17 protein-coding genes are annotated in these 18554 nt (G+C 53.7%); 8 read left to right on the top strand and 9 right to left on the bottom strand.

The genetic code is table 11. The annotated features are described in order from the left end of the window. The first annotated feature begins 100 nt into the window (after positions 1–100). Together greA and Abci_RS00265 are read left to right on the top strand one after the other, a co-directional pair. Entirely contained in the window at positions 101–574 is a 474-nt protein-coding gene (gene greA / locus Abci_RS00260) for a transcription elongation factor GreA (RefSeq protein ID WP_048837218.1), read from the top strand. A 1-nt stretch (position 575) separates the two neighbouring features. Continuing rightward, positions 576–1772 (top strand): threonine ammonia-lyase, encoded by a 1197-nt coding sequence (locus Abci_RS00265; RefSeq protein WP_048837144.1) that lies wholly within the window; start codon positions 576–578, stop codon positions 1770–1772. 26 nt (positions 1773–1798) lie between these two features. Here the strand turns inward: Abci_RS00265 and Abci_RS00270 are convergent, their stop codons facing one another. Together Abci_RS00270 and Abci_RS00275 are read right to left on the bottom strand one after the other, a co-directional pair. Then, complete coding sequence (locus tag Abci_RS00270) at positions 1799–2491, bottom strand: class I SAM-dependent methyltransferase (RefSeq protein WP_048837145.1); 693 nt, start codon at positions 2489–2491, stop codon at positions 1799–1801. A gap of 104 nt (positions 2492–2595) precedes the next feature. Next, on the bottom strand, positions 2596–3315 hold the full coding sequence (locus tag Abci_RS00275; RefSeq protein ID WP_048837146.1) for a response regulator transcription factor: 720 nt from the start codon (positions 3313–3315) through the stop codon (positions 2596–2598). Between the two features lie 153 nt (positions 3316–3468). Here Abci_RS00275 and Abci_RS00280 point away from each other — a divergent pair, with 153 nt between their 5' ends. After that, complete coding sequence (locus Abci_RS00280) at positions 3469–3984, top strand: L,D-transpeptidase family protein (RefSeq protein WP_086650208.1); 516 nt, start codon at positions 3469–3471, stop codon at positions 3982–3984. Here the strand turns inward: Abci_RS00280 and Abci_RS00285 are convergent. The 4 genes from Abci_RS00285 to mntR all read right to left on the bottom strand — a co-directional run bounded on the left by Abci_RS00285 (position 3969) and on the right by mntR (position 9490). Beyond that, positions 3969–5816 carry a cation:proton antiporter gene (locus Abci_RS00285; protein WP_048837147.1) on the bottom strand — a complete coding sequence of 616 codons (1848 nt, stop codon included), beginning with the start codon at positions 5814–5816 and terminating at the stop codon, positions 3969–3971. The genes Abci_RS00280 and Abci_RS00285 overlap by 16 nt on opposite strands. A gap of 244 nt (positions 5817–6060) precedes the next feature. Then, positions 6061–7383 (bottom strand): RsmB/NOP family class I SAM-dependent RNA methyltransferase, encoded by a 1323-nt coding sequence (locus Abci_RS00290; protein ID WP_048837148.1) that lies wholly within the window; start codon positions 7381–7383, stop codon positions 6061–6063. A gap of 9 nt (positions 7384–7392) precedes the next feature. Next, complete coding sequence (guaB, locus tag Abci_RS00295) at positions 7393–8871, bottom strand: IMP dehydrogenase (protein WP_048837149.1); 1479 nt, start codon at positions 8869–8871, stop codon at positions 7393–7395. A 172-nt stretch (positions 8872–9043) separates the two neighbouring features. Then, complete coding sequence (gene mntR, locus Abci_RS00300) at positions 9044–9490, bottom strand: manganese-binding transcriptional regulator MntR (protein WP_048837150.1); 447 nt, start codon at positions 9488–9490, stop codon at positions 9044–9046. Between the two features lie 197 nt (positions 9491–9687). Between mntR and Abci_RS00305 the strand changes: the two genes are divergently transcribed. The 5 genes from Abci_RS00305 to Abci_RS00325 all read left to right on the top strand — a co-directional run bounded on the left by Abci_RS00305 (position 9688) and on the right by Abci_RS00325 (position 15249). Next, on the top strand, positions 9688–9972 hold the full coding sequence (locus Abci_RS00305; RefSeq protein ID WP_048837151.1) for a hypothetical protein: 285 nt from the start codon (positions 9688–9690) through the stop codon (positions 9970–9972). Continuing rightward, positions 9969–10244, top strand: a complete 276-nt coding sequence (locus Abci_RS00310) for a hypothetical protein (RefSeq protein WP_048837152.1) — start codon at positions 9969–9971, stop codon at positions 10242–10244. The genes Abci_RS00305 and Abci_RS00310 overlap by 4 nt, the downstream gene beginning before the upstream one ends. 4 nt (positions 10245–10248) lie before the next feature. After that, positions 10249–11820 carry a PepSY-associated TM helix domain-containing protein gene (locus tag Abci_RS00315; RefSeq protein WP_048837153.1) on the top strand — a complete coding sequence of 524 codons (1572 nt, stop codon included), beginning with the start codon at positions 10249–10251 and terminating at the stop codon, positions 11818–11820. A gap of 302 nt (positions 11821–12122) precedes the next feature. Then, positions 12123–12695 (top strand): biliverdin-producing heme oxygenase, encoded by a 573-nt coding sequence (locus Abci_RS00320; RefSeq protein ID WP_052944737.1) that lies wholly within the window; start codon positions 12123–12125, stop codon positions 12693–12695. Next, on the top strand, positions 12688–15249 hold the full coding sequence (locus Abci_RS00325) for an HWE histidine kinase domain-containing protein (protein ID WP_048837154.1): 2562 nt from the start codon (positions 12688–12690) through the stop codon (positions 15247–15249). Before Abci_RS00320 ends, Abci_RS00325 begins: the two co-directional genes overlap by 8 nt. Before the next feature lie 97 nt (positions 15250–15346). Here Abci_RS00325 and Abci_RS00330 read toward each other — a convergent pair whose 3' ends face one another. The 3 genes from Abci_RS00330 to Abci_RS00340 form a co-directional block, all read right to left on the bottom strand. Continuing rightward, positions 15347–15814, bottom strand: a complete 468-nt coding sequence (locus Abci_RS00330) for a c-type cytochrome (RefSeq protein ID WP_048837155.1) — start codon at positions 15812–15814, stop codon at positions 15347–15349. 122 nt (positions 15815–15936) lie between these two features. Continuing rightward, positions 15937–17292, bottom strand: coding sequence for an NCS2 family permease (locus Abci_RS00335; protein ID WP_048837156.1), 1356 nt, complete (start codon positions 17290–17292; stop codon positions 15937–15939). 120 nt (positions 17293–17412) lie between these two features. Next, positions 17413–18528 carry an asparaginase gene (locus Abci_RS00340; RefSeq protein ID WP_048837221.1) on the bottom strand — a complete coding sequence of 372 codons (1116 nt, stop codon included), beginning with the start codon at positions 18526–18528 and terminating at the stop codon, positions 17413–17415. Positions 18529–18554 lie beyond the last annotated feature (26 nt).

Below are 18554 nucleotides of genomic sequence, written 5' to 3' on the forward strand. Positions count from 1 at the left end.
ACTGCAAACTGCCTGTGTTTTCGCTGTGCGGTAGGTGTCCGCTTATCTGTGTAACTTCTCTGCCGGCATGTTGCCGGCAGCTTTACTCTGGGGATACGCCTTGCAGAAAACTCCGATGACGGGCAAGGGCTTGCAGCGGCTTGAAGACGAACTGCGCAGACTCAAGTCCGAAGAACGTCCGGCTATCATCCGCGCCATTGCGGAAGCCCGTAGCCACGGTGACCTTTCAGAAAACGCGGAATATCACGCCGCGCGTGAACGGCAGTCGTTTGTTGAAGGGCGTATTCTCGAGCTGGAAGAAATTGTTTCAACCGCCGAGGTCATTGATCCCACGACCCTTTCCGGTGATCAGGTCAAGTTCGGTGCCACCGTTACGGTAGTGGATGAAGATACCGACAAAGAAGCGACCTATCAGATTGTTGGCGTTTACGAAGCCGACATTAAGCAGAAGCTTCTCTCTGTCTCCTCCCCTCTGGCCAAGACCCTGATTGGCAAACATGAAGGTGACACCATCTCCGTCCCCGCTCCTGGCGGTGACCGGACCTACGAAATTCTTTCTGTGAAATTCATCTGATATGATCGCGTTTGAGGACATCACGGCGGCCGCGGAACGGATCAAGGGCAAGGTACTCCGCACGCCCACGATTTCCTCTCACGCCCTTTCCAAAGCGACCGGGGCCAACATCACACTGAAGCTTGAAAACCTTCAGGCCGTTGGCTCTTTCAAGGAGCGTGGGGCAGCAAACAAACTGGCCTTGCTCACACCTGAGGAAAGACAGCGCGGTGTTATTGCTGTCTCCGCAGGTAACCACGCTCAGGGCGTTGCCCGCCATGCCAGCCTGCTTGGTATTGACGCCGTTATTGTCATGCCAAAGTTCACGCCAGCCGGTAAGGTTGTGCGTACCCGCAACTGGGGTGCACGCGTTATTCTGGAAGGTGAGAGCTTTGCTGAAGCGCTCATGTTCGCTCAGGATCTTCAGGCGCGTGAAGGCCGAACCTTCATTCACCCGTATGATGACCCCGCGGTTATGGCTGGCCAAGGCACTTGCGCTCTGGAACTGCTGGAAGATGCAGGACCATTGGACATGCTGGTAGCCCCCATTGGGGGTGGCGGTTTGCTCAGTGGCTGTTCTGTTGCCAGCAAGGCCATTCGCCCCGATGTCGAGTTGGTTGGCGTACAGGTTGAAAATTATAATTCACTCTCAGCCTTTCCCGGCGCAGCCACACGCCCTAATGGTGGCTCCACCATTGCGGAAGGCATTGCCGTTCTCCAGATAGGCAAAGCCCCTGATCAGGTTATTCGTAACCTGGTTTCCAAAGTGCTGGTGGTACCAGAATGTGCTGTAGAAAATGCCATCACACTGCTGGCGGAAGGAGCCAAGCAGGTCAGTGAAGGAGCTGGCGCAGTTGGTCTGGCTGCTATTCTGACGTACCCGGATCTGTTCCGTGGGAAGAATGTGGCGCTCCCTATTTCCGGCGGAAATATCGACAGCCGCATTCTTGCCAACACGCTCCTGCGTGCCATGCTGCGCGATGGTCGTATTTTGCGTCTGGTGATGGAAATTCCTGACCGTCCTGGCGTATTGGCCGATATTTCCAAGACGATTGGGGAAGCGGGCGGCAATATTATTGAGGTCTCACACCAAAGGCTGTTTGCGGCCCCGTCCGTTCAGGCTGCTGAGCTTGAAGTGATGATTGAGGCAAGAGACCCTGAGCACGCAGCGCTCATTACCAAAGCGCTGGGCCATTCCTATATTGTCAGACGCGCCTAAAACTACCTGTAAAAGCTGGGCGCGGCCTAGAACCGCCCCAGTTTTTCGTATCCAAGATTATACGCCAGACACTGAGCAATGCGCCGAACGCGGCTGTCAGACAGTTTGCGAATAACAACATCGCAGTACATTTTTTCTTCCAGACAAAAAGCAACCATTTCCCACCGATCACGCAGCATGAACTCGTGCCCGGCCTGGATAACGCCATAAGGGCCGTTATCATCCCTCATGATATAATCATTCAAAATAATCAGCCCGGTCACAGGCTTGATCTTACGCCGCACAACCTCAAGGTCACGCACAACGGCCAGATAATTATGGTCGGCATCCAGATAAATAATGTCTACGCTTTCATCAGGAAGGGCATTAAGCATCGCGCCGCTATCGCCCTCAAGCACCTTAACAACCCCAGTTGCTATATCCGCACCAAACTTGCTTTCAAAAAAGCCCCGGTGTGTTTTTCCTTCAAAAAACTCGTCTATAGGACAGCCCCAAACCTCTGGCAGCGTATGCACCCTATATTCGTCAATAGCGTAGAAGGTAGAGGGTTTGCAGACATCCAGTATTTTTCTGGAAAACCCTCCTTTCATTACACCTACCTCCGCAATAACAGCATGCTTTGGCAGTAAGGGGAGCATATCATCACGGCTTGGCAGAAGACGGGCATTCCGTAAAAACCTCTTGGGGAGAGGAGGAACTGCAGGGAGTGAAAGAGCCATAACCGAGACCTTTAATGTCGCAAAAGAATATTAATGTATAGTAATTTTCATGCTGATAAAGCTGATAAAGAAAGAGCAGAGGACTTACCCTCTGCTCTGATGCTTTAGACTGCGCTACCCGTTTTAGCTTCCGGGTTAAGCCTGTAACCACCGCCCTCTGTTATCAGAAGGCTGGCGTTGGTCGGATCCGGCTCAATTTTCTGGCGTAGGCGGTAAATATGGGTTTCAAGCGTATGCGTCGTGACCGCAGCGTTATAGCCCCACACTTCGTTCAGAAGCACCTGCCGTGGCACTGGGCGCGTGCCTGCGCGGTAGAGAAACTTTAGAATAGCCGTCTCTTTTTCCGTCAGACGAATACGCTTGTTTTTAACCGGCTCCTGCAACAGCTTTGCTGAAGGGCGGAAGGTATATGGCCCAATAGAGAAGACCGCATCCTCGCTGTTTTCAAACAGGCGAAGCTGTGCCCGCAACCGCGCCAAAAGCTCAGCAATACGGAAAGGCTTGGCAACATAATCATTGGCCCCGGCATCCAGCCCGCGAACAATGTCTGCCTCATCATCGGAACCCGTCAGCATGATGATCGGCATACGGAAACCGTCTTTTCTCAACTCCGCACAGAAGTCCCGCCCGTCTCCGTCAGAGAGGGTGACATCCAGCAGAACGGCGTCAAAACGGCTATCTGGTGCTTTCAGTTTTTCGCGGGCTTCAGCAAGACTGGCTGCTTCCTTGACGGCAAATTCACCATCAAGCTGCAATTGCTCGACAAGTGTTTGTCGAAGTATCTGATCATCATCGACAACCAATATGGGACGTGCACCTGTCATGAGTGTTTCTTCTCCTTCGTGTCAGCCTTGAAGTCTCTTGGCGGACTCAACCTTTTGATTTTAGAACTCTCTCACGAATTCCGCTTCAAACCAATAGCTCAAGCATAATCCGCTTTTTTCTTCATAAGATACGATATAGGCTTTGTTATCCCTATGATGATACACGTTCACCCAGTCGCGCGCAGTAACCACAATGCACAACTGCATTGCGGACACAAAATCATGACCGCCGTCATAGGTAAAAACGGTGTAACCCCTTGTAAACAAGAGGGAGACCACGCAACGCCGTTAGGGCTATTCCCCCTCCGCCGCGTATTTTACCGCGCAGATAAAGTCGCCCGCCCCCATACATGCCTGCCGACAGAAGCCATAAGCCGGACAGACGGATGGTGCGATGACCCTACATCCCCGCATTATAATAAAAAATTGACCCTACCCCATGAAGCGCGGCACGAAATTCTGTGGCGTGAGGACGATGTGTACGACATTATCGTTGTGATCGGTTATAATGATGACCCAGCACAAGCAGGGCGCGGTTCCGCCATTTTCATGCATAAACAGCGACCTGACCGCTCCCCTACAGAGGGATGCGTAGCTCTAAGTGAAGCAGACCTGCTGGCCGTACTAGCCAGTCAGGCTACGCATATTCTTATTCATGCCCCGACATGATGGGCGGCATCCTGAAACAAGGACGTCTCTGAAAAATCTGGCGGCACAAGGGCAACCACACAATGCCCGTTTTCAAGCTGCGGCCGCGCCTGATCTTCAGCGGACAGAACTGTAATGGAGACGCCTTTTTGTAGAACAAGAAACGGCAGAAGGTTGCTGCCCTCGTAAAAAATAGCGTCCTTGTTTTCGTCCGTTACGGTGAGGTTGATAAAGCGCCAACCTTCCTTGACCAGAGTTTCAAGCAGGGTGAAATTCCACGAAGGCTCACCAAGCACTTTCCCCCTCGCCTCACGACTCAGACCACGATACTGGTCAAGCCGTGCTATGCCGGGACTGACCTGATACACACGCTGCCCGCCAAAATGCGGCGTGAGATGAGCACAGACAAGCCCGTTGTAAATGGCATCCGGGGTTGTGCATATCAGATAGTCCGCAGGGCGCTCTTCCAGACTTTCTGCACCTTCTTCAGAAAGCACCTCTGCAGGCAGCACCGGCACACCAGCAGCCTGTGCGCGTGTCAGGTCAAGCGAGGAATTATCAACCAGAAGAACCGGCACATTCGCTTTGTGTACGGCAATGGCCATCTTGCTGGACCAGTCGTTTGCCCCAACAATGGCTAGCGCAGGCTCATCAGACAAAGTGAGCTTAAGCCTACGACCCAGAGGTGCGAGGGAAAAGCCATGCAGGATCATGGTTGAGGCAATAACGGCAAATACCGCTGGCATCACCTGCCCTGCGCCGGGGTACCCTGCATCCTGCAAGCGCAGCCCAGCCACGCCAGCCACAGCTGCGGCAACAATACCACGCGGCGCAATCCAACCAACAAAGATCCTCTCTGCCCAAGGCATACTGGAACGTGCTGTTGCAAGAAGAATGCCCAATGGCCGCACAAGAAACAGCACGGCCAGCGTAAGCGCACCGATAGACCATGACAGATGTGCCAGCTCAGCACGCTGCAAATCAGCCGTAAGCAACACAAAGAGAATAGAGACAATCAGCACTACCAGCGCTTCCTTCATGCGCTGGATTTCAGCCATACCGGGAATACGCAAATTCACCAGCGCCATACCAAAAACAGTGGATGCCATAAGACCGGCACCATCCATGGCGAGCGTTCCCAGTGAAAACAGGACCAGAGCCGAGGTAATCAATACCGGAATTTTCAGGACTTCGGGCATCATGTCCCGCACCCACAGCCAGCGCATGCCCCACGCCGCACCGATACCCAACGCAATCATCAGCCCTGCACTGGCAATCATATGCGGCAGAATAAACCCGAAAAACGTGCCAGAGCCTTCGTCCGGGCGCATCAGCAGAACTTCGAGCACCAATGTTGCCAGAATGGCGCCTATGGGGTCGTTTACAATGGCCTCCCACCGCAGAAAGGCTGCAACGCGCGGGTGCAGTTTGGCATTGCGCAGCAACGGCAGAACCACTGTCGGCCCGGTCACCACAATAATCGCCCCGAACAGAAAAGCAGCGCCCCAGCTCATCCCGCCGATATAATGCGCCGCAACAGTACCAAGAATAAGATTAATAGGTAGCGCCACCAAGGTGAGACGCAACACGCCCTCCCCGGCTTCTTTTAACTGCCTGAAATCCAACGCAAGCCCGCCCTCAAACACAATCAACGCCACAGCGAGCGAGACGAGAGAGTGAAAGGCCGGGCCGATCATGCGTGTTGGGTGCAAAACTTCCAGCACCGGGCCGTACAACAACCCTAGGGCGAACAATAGAACAATGGCTGGCAACCTGAACCGCCATGCAGTCCACTGCGCCAGCATGCTGCCGCCCAGGACAAAAAAGATGCTGAGAAGTACGCTTTCAGTCATGGTGATCCAATGTGCTGCTATGCTGCGGAGGGTTCTCAACCAGAACCAGCGCAACGGATATCGTGCGAGACAAGATGCTACAGTTTACACGAATATGCACAAATTGGTTTTTTGAAAATGCGTTCTTCTTATAAAAAAATGTATATTTTGCAGCTCTGATTCGTTTTTATTGTAACAACAGAGCTTGCCTCTGCAACAGTTTCCAAAAAGAGAGAAATTCTGTCGCAGAGTGCTGGGAGTATTTTTAGCTTTCCGCTGCCGCAGCTTCAGGTGCAACCTCAGCTTTCCGCTCAAGCACGGCTGCAAAAAAACCATCCGTGCCATTTTTATGCGGCGTGAGCGCAAACATAGACGTCTGATTCAGGCTTTCAGGCAGTTCCGTACTGTCGGACGGCACAAGATGAAACGCACTATTCCGTTTCAGAAATGCGTCTATCTGCTGTGTATTTTCCGCAGACAGAATGGAGCAGGTTGCATAAACCAGCCGACCGCCGGGCCTGACCAGCGTTGCTGCCTTATCCAGAATTTGCGCCTGCTTGACCAGCAATTCATCAAGGTCCTGCCGTGTGGTGCGCAAGCGAGCATCCGGGTTACGCCGCCAGGTCCCTGTACCACTACAGGGTGCATCCACCAGTACCCGGTCAAAAGACCCAGACCGCCGTTTGGCCCATTTATCTCCGGCAGTCAGTAAATGCCGCTCCACGTTGTGAACACCCGCACGCCGCAGCCTGCGTACCGCGCCATCCAGACGTTTTTCCGCAACGTCACACGCGGCAATATGCCCCTTGTTTTCCATCATCATGGCCAAAGCCAGAGTTTTTCCTCCAGCCCCGGCGCAATAATCCAGAACGCGCATATGGGGGGCAGCCCCCAGAATAGCGGCGACAAGTTGGCTGCCTTCATCCTGAATTTCAACACGCCCATCCTGAAACGGCGTAGAAGATGTAACAGGCAAGCGCCCACTCAAGCGCAAACCCCACGGGGAGAGAGGCGTCAGTTCCGCATGCAATCCTTCCCGTGCCAGCGCTTTTTGTGCTTCAGGCCGGGTTGCGCGCAACATATTCACACGCAAATCCAGCGTTGCTGGTTCGGACAGGGCGGCAAGTTCCTGCTCAAGCGCGTCCCCAAAGGTGGCTTCCAGTTCCGGCATCAACCAGTCTGGCAGCTCCAGCTTCACGGCGCGGGGCATGTCCTCCATATCAAGGGTTCTGCGTGCCAGAGCGTGTACGCTATCCCGCTCTTTAAGCGTGAGAGCCCCTGCAGCAAAACGCCCTTCTTCAAAAAGAGCGCTTACCTCCTCCACCCCTGTGCCTTTTAAAACCAGAGAGGCCGCAACCAGCAGGCGCGGGGTTGCCTGTGCCCCAATTTCTGCCAGATGCCAGCCGATCCGGCGCCAAGCCCGCATAATATCCCAGACAAGGCCTGAGACTGCCCGGCGGTCCCCACCACCAATATAGCGCCGTTCACGAAAAAAACTGTTCGCAACGGCATCCGCTGGTTTACGGGGCGTTGCCTCCATAGCGGCAAGAAGGTCAATGGAGGCTGAAAGCCGGGCTGAAGGTGTCATGATTAAATATTAGTCCCGACGGTAGTTAGGGGCTTCGCGCGTGATGGACACATCATGCACATGGCTTTCACGCAGACCCGCTCCCGTAATACGGCGGAAACGGGCGCGCGCCTGAAGGTCTGGCAATTCGGCAGAACCGGTGTAACCCATGCCTGCCTTCAGGCCACCAACCAACTGGTGAATGACGGCTGCCATACTACCCTTGTATGGTACGCGGCCTTCAATACCTTCTGGCACCAGCTTGAGGGAATCCCGCACTTCCTGCTGGAAATACCGGTCAGCAGACCCACGCGCCATAGCGCCAAGGCTGCCCATGCCACGATAGGATTTGTAAGACCGGCCCTGATACAGGAACACCTCACCCGGTGCTTCCTCGGTCCCTGCCAGCAAGGAGCCAACCATAACCACGTCCGCACCCGCACCAATGGCTTTAACAATGTCACCAGAGGTACGGATACCACCATCCGCAATAGCTGGTGTGTTGAGTTCATGGCACGCAATAGCCGTTTCGAGCACCGCCGAGAACTGTGGAACGCCAACCCCTGCTACAATACGTGTCGTGCAGATTGACCCCGGACCAATGCCAATCTTCACGCAATCAGCGCCTGAGTTGATCAGTGCTTGAGCCGCTTCCGGGGTTGCTACGTTACCAGCAATAATCTGGATGGAGTTATCAAGAGCTTTCAGGCGTTCGACTGCCCGCAATACACCTGACGAATGACCATGGGCCGTATCAACAACCAGAACGTCCACACCGGCTTCAACCAGAAGTTTTGCACGGCTGAAACCATCTTCTCCCACGCCGGTTGCCGCAGCGCAGCGCAGCCGCCCCAAACTGTCTTTGATAGCCAGCGGGTAGGCAACAGCCTTGTCCATGTCCTTGACGGTGATAATACCAACGCAGCGCTCAGCGTCATCAACCACCAGCAGTTTTTCAATCCGGTGTTTATGCAGAAGCTGGCGTGCCGTATCAGCGTCTGCGCCATCACGCACAGTCACCAGATTATCGCGGGTCATCAGTTCAGAGACACGCTGGCTCGGGTCTGTGGCAAAGCGTACGTCGCGGTTGGTCAGAATACCCACAAGCTTCTGGCTTGCTGGTTCAACAACCGGCAGACCGCTAATCCCGTTGCTCTGCATGATGGCGCGTACTTCAGCCAGTGTCTGCTCCGGACCAACCGTCACGGGGTTAACCACCATGCCTGACTCAAAGCGTTTGACACGACGGACGTGTTCAGCCTGCTCTTCTGGTGTCAGATTTTTATGAATAACACCCAGGCCACCTTGCTGGGCCATGGCAATTGCCATCTGGTCTTCCGTTACCGTGTCCATGGCGGCGGAAACCAGAGGAATATTCAACTCAATGGAGCGTGTCAGCCGGGTACGGACGGAGGTCTGGCTTGGCACAACCTCAGAGGCGGCAGGAACAACCAGAACGTCATCAAACGCCAAGGCTTCAATTACACGGCTATATGGGGAAGACGTCATACCACGGGAGCCCTTAACTAAAGTGCGGTTGGGGTCACCCGATAGCAGTGGTTTGCCTCAGGTCACCTGACCATTGGCGCTTCCTCTTATGGCGTTGGGGCACGAAAGGCAAGATGAAAGACGCAGAATTGACATGTTTTTAAAACTGTCATGTCTTTGCCTGCAATCGGCGTCACGGGGCAAGCCGACCTGTTTTCATGGCGCGCCGGAAGGCCTCCAGCGTTTCATCACTTACAAAATGCTCCATCCCCTCGGCGTCCATCCGCGCCGTACAGACATCAACCCCCAAAGCCAGCAGAAACTCCTCTACAATCTGGTGCCGCGCTCTTACAGATTCAGCCAGTGTCGCGCCCGCTTCTGTCAGAAATATACCGCGATACGGTTTACGGGTGACAAATCCTTCCGCCACCAGCCGCGTCAGCATTTTGGCGACCGTAGGCTGGGATACCCCAAGGCGATCTGCAATATCTACCTGCCGTGCTTCCCGCCCCTCTGCCAACAAATCATCAATCAGTTCTACATAGTCTTCTATCAGCACATTCCGACGCGCTTCCCGCGCATGGCGAAATCCTTCGCTTTGGCTTTCTGCATCAAGCAGAACTGGCTTTTGCTGTTTCACCGTAGATCTCCGCGTCACATGTGTCGGCCTGGGGGTTGGAGGGTGATATACCGGAACTGAGGGGGGAGCAAAAGCTCGCAATTTCCACGCCCTGTGCACACAACACCTACCAGAACTCGCCTTGGTCAGTTTACTTTCCGCTCATTTATGATATTGATAATCATTATTAACTTTTGACAAAGATTGAGTGCACAAAAATGAGTGACATAGCAGCCCTGTTTATGGGTTACAGTTGCACTGCTGTTGCCATTGGGCTGCTCTACACGACCTCCCCCAATCAGAGGCTTCTGGCTGCACCGAGCCCCCTTCGTTTGAGTGCCCCCATAGCCCTGATATTATGGAGCCTTGGGCTCGTGTTTTTATATGCTCCTTTGGGAGGCGTAATTGCGGTTTTGTGCAGTATCGCCACGGCTATTATTGTCGCCACCCTGCTTCCTTTGTTTATGGCTCTGTGCCGCACCTATGCCGGTGGGCGCATATGACCAAGCCACACCTCTACACTCTCAAAGGGTGGCTCGGCAAAAGCTTGGCTGGTGTAGTCATGGGCTTTGCCGTTGCCTTGGCTTTTTCGGGCATTTTAATCAATCAGGTTTTTGTATCCCGCTCCATTGTCACCGTGCAACTTGCCATGTGGGTTATGCCGCCACTGTGGCTCGCCTGTGTTTCAGTCTGCTTTCTGTTTTCCACCGCTTATCGCGCATGGTTTTTCATGAGCACGCTTGCTCTCATCCTCTTCATTGCTGGCTACGTCTAAACTCATGAAAATCAATACAAGCCTTGTTCTCCTCTACAAAGAAATACACACGTGGGTTGGCATAGTTTGCGGCTTATTCCTGTTTATTGCGTTTTATGCAGGCGCCATAACCATGTTTTCACCCGCTATAGATCAATGGGTGCAAAATGACTTTCTGCACCCTGCCCCCATGCAGGACACGCCAGCTCTCCTGACAAAAATACAGGAGCAAAGAAGCGATCTTTTAAAAAACTATACACTCACGCTGATGGACGCAGACGGCAGCAAAAGCGCCTTCATTGGTTACGCAGGCGGACATGGCCGGAAGAACGAAGGCGCGTCAGCATTCACAGCGTTTCTGGATGATACGAACACACTTCAGGTTCAAAAAATTAATCCCGCCCATACTGGAGAAATCATTAACAAAATTCATCAGACTATCGGGCTACCCTTTAACCATACAGTTTCAGAATTCATCATGGGGTGGGTAGCGCTGCTCTACGGGCTGGCACTAATAACGGGCCTTATTATTTTTCTGCCGGGCCTTAAAAAAAATCTTTTTGCTGTCCGCGTTGGAACAAACAAAAAGAAAATGTGGCTGGATATTCACAACGTCTTAGGTGTTTTCAGTCTTCCATTTCATCTTATCATCGCCCTCACCTCAGTAACCTTTGCCTTTCATGATGTCTTTTATGCAGCACAAGATGCTTTGTTTTATCATCATGACCTCAACAAAACATTCGCCTCAGCAAGGCCTCCTGCCACCCCCACCAGCAAAACCGAGCATGTGTTAAGCCCGCCAGAATTACTGAACGCCCTGAAAGCACAGGCTCCCAATTTCCAACCAACATCCGTTTCTGCTCAAGCTGGCCCACATGGCTCTCTTATTACGCAAGTTCACGGTATGGACCTCCATCACCCCATGCGCTCACTGGCAGGTGGTTTCGTCACATTGGACGCCTATACAGGCGCAATCACGCAGAAGGACTATATGCCCGGCTTGCAGCCCACCAGCTCTGCTCTGCTGACGAGCTTTTTTGCACTGCATTTTGGCAGCTTTGGTGGCACAGCAATGCTGTGGGCTTATTTCGTACTCGGTGCCTCCGGGGCTTTCATTTTTTACTCGGGAAATATTTTGTGGCTGGAAACACGACGCAAAAAAGGAACTCAAGCAGCCCAGACGCCCCCTAAATTATCTCATAAAATTTTAAGCTCTCTGACCGTAGGCGTTACAAGTGGTTGTATTGCAGGTATTTCTGCAATCGTTTTAGCTGCCCGCTGGTTGTCTCATTACAATCAATCACCGGACGTAAGCAGCGTCATACTGTATTACAGCGTTTTTAGTCTTTGTGTCGCATGGGCTTTTATAAGAAAACCGCACTATGCAAGCTGGCACCTGCTTGGCTTTTGTGGCCTTATTACGCTTGGTATTCCCCTCTCCAACCTATGGGCCATATACGGCACCCAACTCTCCGCAACGCCTGTAACGGGGACTACTGAACAGCTCATAGACCTCATTGCCGCGCTTGCGGCGTGCAGCTTTCTATTTATGGCGTATAAAATACGCCAGAAGGCACTCAAAGCGTCCCAAATTTAATATGTTATTTATTTTCAGGCCGAAGGTATCTGTCACACAAACGTGTTGATATGAAAATGAAAGCATTCCACGTCAAAACGTTGCGTTTCTAGATATTTTCGGGACACTTCTGGACTAAAGTGCAAAATTGCCTCTTGGCCACAGGAAACTCTGCGTTTGGATTTGCATATCCTCCTGTTGCCTTTGTGTTCCGCTGCTGCCATGATGCATGAATATGTGCTGGGGTTGAATAGAGTAAGTGTTCCTGTCTGTTTTCTGTTCCGTCTTGCTGCATAAAACCACTCACAAAAACGGCTCAGAAAATGTCTCCATCCCCCCGGCGTTTCTGCCTTCGCCAAGGCACTTGGGCCACCCATCAGGAACTGGATGCCCTTATTGGGCCGCTTAACACTCAGGCAGCCTATAAGCGTTACCTGCTAGCTGTTTACACGCTACGCAAAAGCTTTGAGTCCGCGGTTAATGAGGTCATTTGGCCCGAGCATTTTGCCACCTGGCGGCCAACCATGCTCGCAGCCGCTATGGAGCAGGACCTGGCTGACCTCGGCCTTGCCGCACCCCCAGTCCAGCCGTTACCTCTATTTTCAAATGCGTCTTCTCTATTGGGTGCCTTGTATGTCACTGAAGGTGCCTCACTGGGCGCAAGACTTCTTGTCCGGCAGGCGGCCTCTCTTGGCATGACAGCCAACTTTGGCGCGCGCCACCTCACCCAGCAGGTTGCCGAGAATGAGCAATGGACGCATTTCCTGACCGTGCTGGACCAAGCTCCTGAATTTGACGGCACATTAGCCATAGAAACCGCCCTAAGCCTTTTCTCTTATGCCATGGCGGCCGTTCACCGTGCTGATGCAGCACTGGAAGTGCAGAAACATGGTTAAATTTGGCCAAGCTGACCTGACAAGCTGCGATAAAGAACCCATTCATATTCCCGGCAGCATTCAGCCCCATGGTTGCCTGATAAGCTGCGATCTGGAGCATTTTACAGTCCGCCGCGTGTCCACTAACGCAGCCGACATGCTGGGCCTTCCAATTATTGAACCCGGCAGTGCGTTGTCCGACCACTTACCCGGCGAAACCCTGCACGAAATTCGTAACGCCCTGACAAACAGCTTGTCACTCAAGCGGCCTTCTTACCTGTTTAATATTCCGTTCTCGCCACAACGTAATTTTGACGTATCTGTACATGTCTCCGGGAGAGAAGTTGTCATAGAGTGTGAGCCCGCAGGCTCACCAGAAACAAGCCAGCGCGTTATCAGCCAACTACGGATGATGCTGGACCGTATTCGGGACATTGCCGATCTGGCCCGCCTGTTTGACACGGTGGTCAAGCTCATGCGTGGCCTGCTACATTATGACCGGATCATGGTTTATCGGTTTGACCCGGACTGGTCCGGCAAGGTGGTGGCAGAAGTACGCTCCCCCGTACTGGAAAGCTTTTTGGGCCAGCATTTCCCAAGCGCGGATATCCCGGCGCAGGCGCGTGACCTATACCGCCGTGCCCTGATCCGCATTATTGGGGATGCCTCTTACACACCGGTCATGCTGGAAGAAGTGCCCGGCGCTGAACCGCTGGATATGTCGCTCTCCCAACTGCGGAGCGTGTCCCCTATCCACTGCGAATATCTGACAAACATGGGTGTTGGGGCATCCATGTCCATTTCCCTGATTGTGGATGGTGAGTTGTGGGGCATGATTGCCTGCCATAACTATTCACCTAAAAACCTGACACTTGCCGAACGTGTCATTGTCAAAATGTTTGGGGAATTCGTGGCGCTGCGGATTGTGGTTCTGCTGCGTACCGGTCGCCTTCTGGTAACACAGCGTACCCACACCCTCATTGAGAACTTCCTGCGCGACTCAGTCTCCATGAGCAATATGCCATCCTATCTCCGCAGCCGTATTGCGGATCTGGAGCCGCTTGTCCCCTGTGATGGCATTGGCCTCTGGATTGATCAGGATTGGACATCCCACGGCCTGACCCCCAACAAACCGGAAATTGTGGCTGAGCTTGCCCGTGCGGCAGGCACCCTCGCGGCCCATCAGGTGTGGCACACCACCCATCTGTGCGAAACATTTGAGTGGGCGCGTGACCTGTTGCCAGACATAGCTGGCGTATTGGTCATCCCCATTTCACCCCAACCTGCGGATTACCTCTTTCTGTTCCGCAAAGAAATAATCCAGACCTTGAACTGGGGCGGTGACCCCAACAAGACCTATAAATCCGGCCCGCATGGCCCACGCCTGACACCCCGCACCAGTTTCGCCATCTGGAAAGAGCAGGTGCAGGAGCGCGCCTACCCCTGGACCGCGAACGACCTTGAAGCCGCAAGCCTCTTGCGGTCCGCTTTAATTGAGGTGATGGGCGCTTATCACCAGCAGCAGCTCAAGGAACGTGCTGAGGCCGATGTACGGCAACGTATGCTGAACGAAGAGCTGAGCCACCGGGTCAAAAACATTCTGGCAGTCGTGCAGTCCCTTATGGCTCGCCCGGTGCCGGAAGACCGGAGTGCTCAGGAACATTTCCAAATTCTCAAGGCGCGTGTCAACGCGCTGGCTCAGGCGCATGATCAGGTTGTACGCGCTGACGGCGGTGGCTTGCTGCGTCCGTTGCTGGAGGCTGAACTGGAACCCTATCGGCTTGAGGCAGACACCATACAGTTAAGCGGGCCGGATATATGGCTTACCGGCCGCGCACTTTCCGTCTCAGCCCTTGTCATTCATGAACTGGCAACAAATGCTGCCAAATATGGCTCGCTTTCCCGCAGGGAAGGCAAACTCCATGTCCAGTGGTGGTTTGATGAAGACAGCCAGAACTGGGTGCTGACGTGGCAGGAAAGTGGTGGCCCCTCCGTCAAAGCGTCAACACGTAAAGGGTTTGGGTCTGTTCTGGTTGATCGCGCCATTCCGCATGAATTAGGGGGCAAAACCACAAAAGAGTTTAGAACCAACGGGCTCTTTATTCGTTTTGACTTACCAAGACGCCATGCTGCACTGGTAACACGCGAGGAAAGCCCGATGAACACAATGACGGAAATTCCGACGGTCAACACCCAAAGCAAAGGGCTGCTGGCGCAGGCATCCGTATTGATTGTTGAAGACCAGTTGTTGATTGCCATGGATATTGAGCAGGCTCTAGCTGAAAACGGCGTCACTCAGGTCCAGACTGTTGCGTCTGTCTATGAAGGCGTTCAGGCCATAACCCAGCGCGTGCCGGATATCGCATTGCTTGACCTCAACCTTGGTGATGAAACCTCGGCAGACATCGCGGCCCTACTACGCAAAAAGCAAGTCCCTATTCTTTTTGCCACTGGCTATGCAGACCGCTCCATGATCCCTGCGGGCTTTGAAGATGTCCCGGTCATCCGTAAACCCTATGTAACACAGTCTGTCATACGGGAAATGGAAAAATTGCTGGGCGCGTCCGACACCTGACTCGGACGGGCACCGACAGATCCCAGCGACAAAAAAGCCCCCTTCAATTTTTGGTTTGAAGGGGGCCTTTCCGCTTAATAGTCAAAAGGTACAATGCTCAGGGAATGGGATGAGCCGCGTTCAGCGCGTTACGCTCAGCCATCATCTCGGCACCCTTTTTCGGTTTTGAACGAGCGGCCTTGATGTCATCAGCCGTTATGGTCTGTGCCGTGCCACCAAGAGTCGTTAGGTAAGACAACACAGCCGCCAGATCATCATCTGGCAATCCTTTGAAAGACGGCATGAAGCCCACATAGCTTGCACCACCGGCCTGAATGGGGCCATGTAAACCATTGATTACCACATCTGCCAGATAGGCTTTGCCTTCCGGTGTGGCGGCAATTTTATCAATACGCCCCTTAAGGGCAGGAAATTGCCCCGGCATACCCACGCCACCAGCCTGATGACATACGGAGCAGTTGGTGCTGTACACCGCCGCACCATCTGACGCAGCCAGAGCTGAGCCGGTCAGAACAGAGCAAGCCATTAGACCGCCAGCAAGAAGTGAAAGGCCTGTTTTCAGCATTAAGAACGCCCCAAAAGTATCGATATCATAACAATTGCAGATTAAGGCTTTGCAGTCAAAGCCAATAAAGCTGGTTTTGCCTAACAGGTTTTAAACCACGTCACCAGCCACCCCGGCACAGGTCAGCCCATCCGGGAGGAAATGAAAAGATAAACCAGGAACACGACATCAAGCCCCATCAGCATGATGCTAAGCTCTTTCCACTCCCGCCGCGCGCACACCAGCACGGTATAAAGCAGCAGCCCCAATGCCAGACTGATCATGAAGTCACCCGTCATGACGGTCACCAGCACCATGAGCAGCGGTACAGCTTTATCCTGGGCAGACATATCACGCAGGTCAGTCAGGCCGCCGAGCATCCCCAGCCCCACCAAAATAAGAACAGGCGCCGTCGCAATAGCGGGCACAGACGTAATAAGGGGCCACAGAAAAGAGGACGCCGCAAACAGAACAGCCACAGTCAGCCCCACAAGCCCTGTGCGCCCTCCGGCCTCAACGCCAACCAGAGATTCAAGATAGGCTGAGACAGTGGATGTCCCCAGTGCGGAGCCGACGACACTCGCAGTCGCATCAGAGGCAAACGCAGCCTGCCCAAGCAGAGGTTTACCGTCTTTATCCTTCAGGCCGGACCGCTGGGTCACTGCCATCATGGTGCCCGTGGCATCAAAAAAATCACCAAGGAAAAAATACAAGGTGACAGGCAACACCATAAAGAAGTGCGAGAAAAAGCCCTTAAAGTCATAGGGGAAGAGCATGTGCCACGGGTAATGTGGCCATTCTGCCCAATGTGCTGGCAGGCTGGTAACAAGGCCGCCGCCTTTATGCGGCACAAAGCAGCCTGCTATTGTGATGGCAATAATAGAGAACAGCATGGCCGCTGGCACCCTTGACCAGCGCAGGACCACAGCCAGAAAAACACCGGCTATACTGAGTATGACCGCCGGGTCAGTCAGGCTGCCAAAAGACAGACCTTCGTTACTTTTGACGGCCAGGCCACCTGCCACCATGCCGATATGCGCAATAAAGGCCCCAATGGCAAAATGAATACCCATCCGCACGGGGATAGGGAACGCGGCAATAATTTTCTGCCGCCATTGGGTCAGGGACAGAAGGAGAAAAGCCAACCCGCCAAACAGCACCATTGTAAAGGCAACCGCAGGCGGTACGCCCATACGCACCACGACAACCTGAGCAAAAATGACATTGCTGCTCATGGCCGGCGCCAAGGCTATCGGCAGTCTGGCCCACACTCCCATTAACAACGAGCCAAAAACAGCCGCGGCAATGGTCGTCATGACCATGGCGTTTTTATCCAACCCGGCAGCAGACAGCACGTCCGGGTTCACCGCCATGATGTAGGCCATCGCCCCGAATGTTGTAATACCGGCTATAATCTCCCGGCCAAAGCTGGACCCTCGCGCAGAAACCTGAAAATAGCGGTCAAAAACCTGACCTATACGTGCAGAGAGTCCGGCCATTCATTCCTCGGTGCTGCTGGGGCGTTGCCGGTGTATACCCACCCAGAGCCTGCGCGCCAAATAGTTTCATGTTCAGGACAAATGCCCGGTACAATCCTGCCCGCTTGCACGCGCTATTTTTTAATAGAGCCCCTGCCCAAAAGCCGCCTGCACGGCGTGCACGTCCGTCACGCCACCCGCAATAAGTACCTGTAGCAAAATGCGGGCCTTTTGCGGGTTAAGGTCGTAAGACACCACATAGCCGTGGGTATCGTCCGAGACCTCAACATTCCGGTTCACCAGCCCGCTCCCTACCCTGCTGGCGCGCACCACCAGCAAGCCCTTGGCAACTGCACGATCCAGCCCTGCCAGAGCCTCATCAGATGCGTTGCCATCCCCAATACCAGCCAAAACAATGCCGCGGGCACCATCTTCAATAGCATGGTCTACCTGGCGGGCATCCATGTTGCTATGGCCATAAATAATTTCCACACGTGGCAGCTTGCCCTCGGCGTGTGTCAGGTCCGGCACAGCGGCCTCTGCTTGCACGGCTGGTGTCAGAAACCGTACGGACGCAGGGTCTACATAGCCAATGGGGCCTGCATTGATGGAGTGGAAGGTTTGCACATCTGTCGTGCTAACCTTGGTAACCCAGCGGGCAGCGTGAATGGTGTCATTCAACACCACCATAACCCCTCGCCCTTTGGCTTGCGGTGCAACTGCCACTTTAACAGCTTCATACAGGTTGGCTGGCCCGTCAGCACTTATGGCCGTACTCGGCCGCATAGCACCCGTAACAACAACGGGAGAAGCGCTTTTCAGAACCGTTTGGAGGAAGAAAGCCGTCTCTTCCATAGTATCGGTGCCGTGCGTGACCACAACGGCATCAGCCTCATGGGCCGCAAATGCCGCTTTTATCCGTTTTGCCAGAGCAAACCAGACACCATCGTTCATGTTTTGGGAGCCGATATTGGCAATCTGCTCCACATGCAAGGTCGCCAGTTTGTCCAGTCCCGGCACGCCCGCAATCAGGTCCTGACCGCTAACGCCCCCTGCATCATACCCGATTGCAGACCTTGCATCAGCCTTACCGGCAATTGTTCCACCCGTGGCCAGAATAAGAACGCGTGGGCGTGAATGAGTGGCTGTTGACATAGGGGCCTCCGGAGCAGTCTGTGCAGCAAACGTGGCTGATACCATGGCTGATGCCAGGCACAAGCCTGTTACCACAGAACAAAGCCACCGCCTGCGCCCCATGCCTCGGGCAGCACTCTCTTCGCACC

Origin of the sequence: Acetobacter cibinongensis (assembly GCF_000963925.1) — a bacterium.
Taxonomy (GTDB): domain Bacteria; phylum Pseudomonadota; class Alphaproteobacteria; order Acetobacterales; family Acetobacteraceae; genus Acetobacter; species Acetobacter cibinongensis.

Bases quoted from the DNA above. Each gene is read 5' to 3' on its own strand.
- Abci_RS00265 (WP_048837144.1), top strand. From the start codon at position 576: ATGATCGCGTTTGAGGACATCACGGCGGCCGCGGAACGGATCAAGGGC.
- Abci_RS00270 (WP_048837145.1), bottom strand. From the start codon at position 2,491: ATGGCTCTTTCACTCCCTGCAGTTCCTCCTCTCCCCAAGAGGTTTTTA.
- Abci_RS00275 (WP_048837146.1), bottom strand. From the start codon at position 3,315: ATGACAGGTGCACGTCCCATATTGGTTGTCGATGATGATCAGATACTT.
- Abci_RS00280 (WP_086650208.1), top strand. From the start codon at position 3,469: ATGATGATACACGTTCACCCAGTCGCGCGCAGTAACCACAATGCACAA.
- Abci_RS00285 (WP_048837147.1), bottom strand. From the start codon at position 5,816: ATGACTGAAAGCGTACTTCTCAGCATCTTTTTTGTCCTGGGCGGCAGC.
- Abci_RS00290 (WP_048837148.1), bottom strand. From the start codon at position 7,383: ATGACACCTTCAGCCCGGCTTTCAGCCTCCATTGACCTTCTTGCCGCT.
- guaB (WP_048837149.1), bottom strand. From the start codon at position 8,871: ATGACGTCTTCCCCATATAGCCGTGTAATTGAAGCCTTGGCGTTTGAT.
- Abci_RS00305 (WP_048837151.1), top strand. From the start codon at position 9,688: ATGAGTGACATAGCAGCCCTGTTTATGGGTTACAGTTGCACTGCTGTT.
- Abci_RS00310 (WP_048837152.1), top strand. From the start codon at position 9,969: ATGACCAAGCCACACCTCTACACTCTCAAAGGGTGGCTCGGCAAAAGC.
- Abci_RS00315 (WP_048837153.1), top strand. From the start codon at position 10,249: ATGAAAATCAATACAAGCCTTGTTCTCCTCTACAAAGAAATACACACG.
- Abci_RS00320 (WP_052944737.1), top strand. From the start codon at position 12,123: ATGTCTCCATCCCCCCGGCGTTTCTGCCTTCGCCAAGGCACTTGGGCC.
- Abci_RS00325 (WP_048837154.1), top strand. From the start codon at position 12,688: ATGGTTAAATTTGGCCAAGCTGACCTGACAAGCTGCGATAAAGAACCC.
- Abci_RS00330 (WP_048837155.1), bottom strand. From the start codon at position 15,814: ATGCTGAAAACAGGCCTTTCACTTCTTGCTGGCGGTCTAATGGCTTGC.
- Abci_RS00335 (WP_048837156.1), bottom strand. From the start codon at position 17,292: ATGGCCGGACTCTCTGCACGTATAGGTCAGGTTTTTGACCGCTATTTT.
- Abci_RS00340 (WP_048837221.1), bottom strand. From the start codon at position 18,528: ATGGGGCGCAGGCGGTGGCTTTGTTCTGTGGTAACAGGCTTGTGCCTG.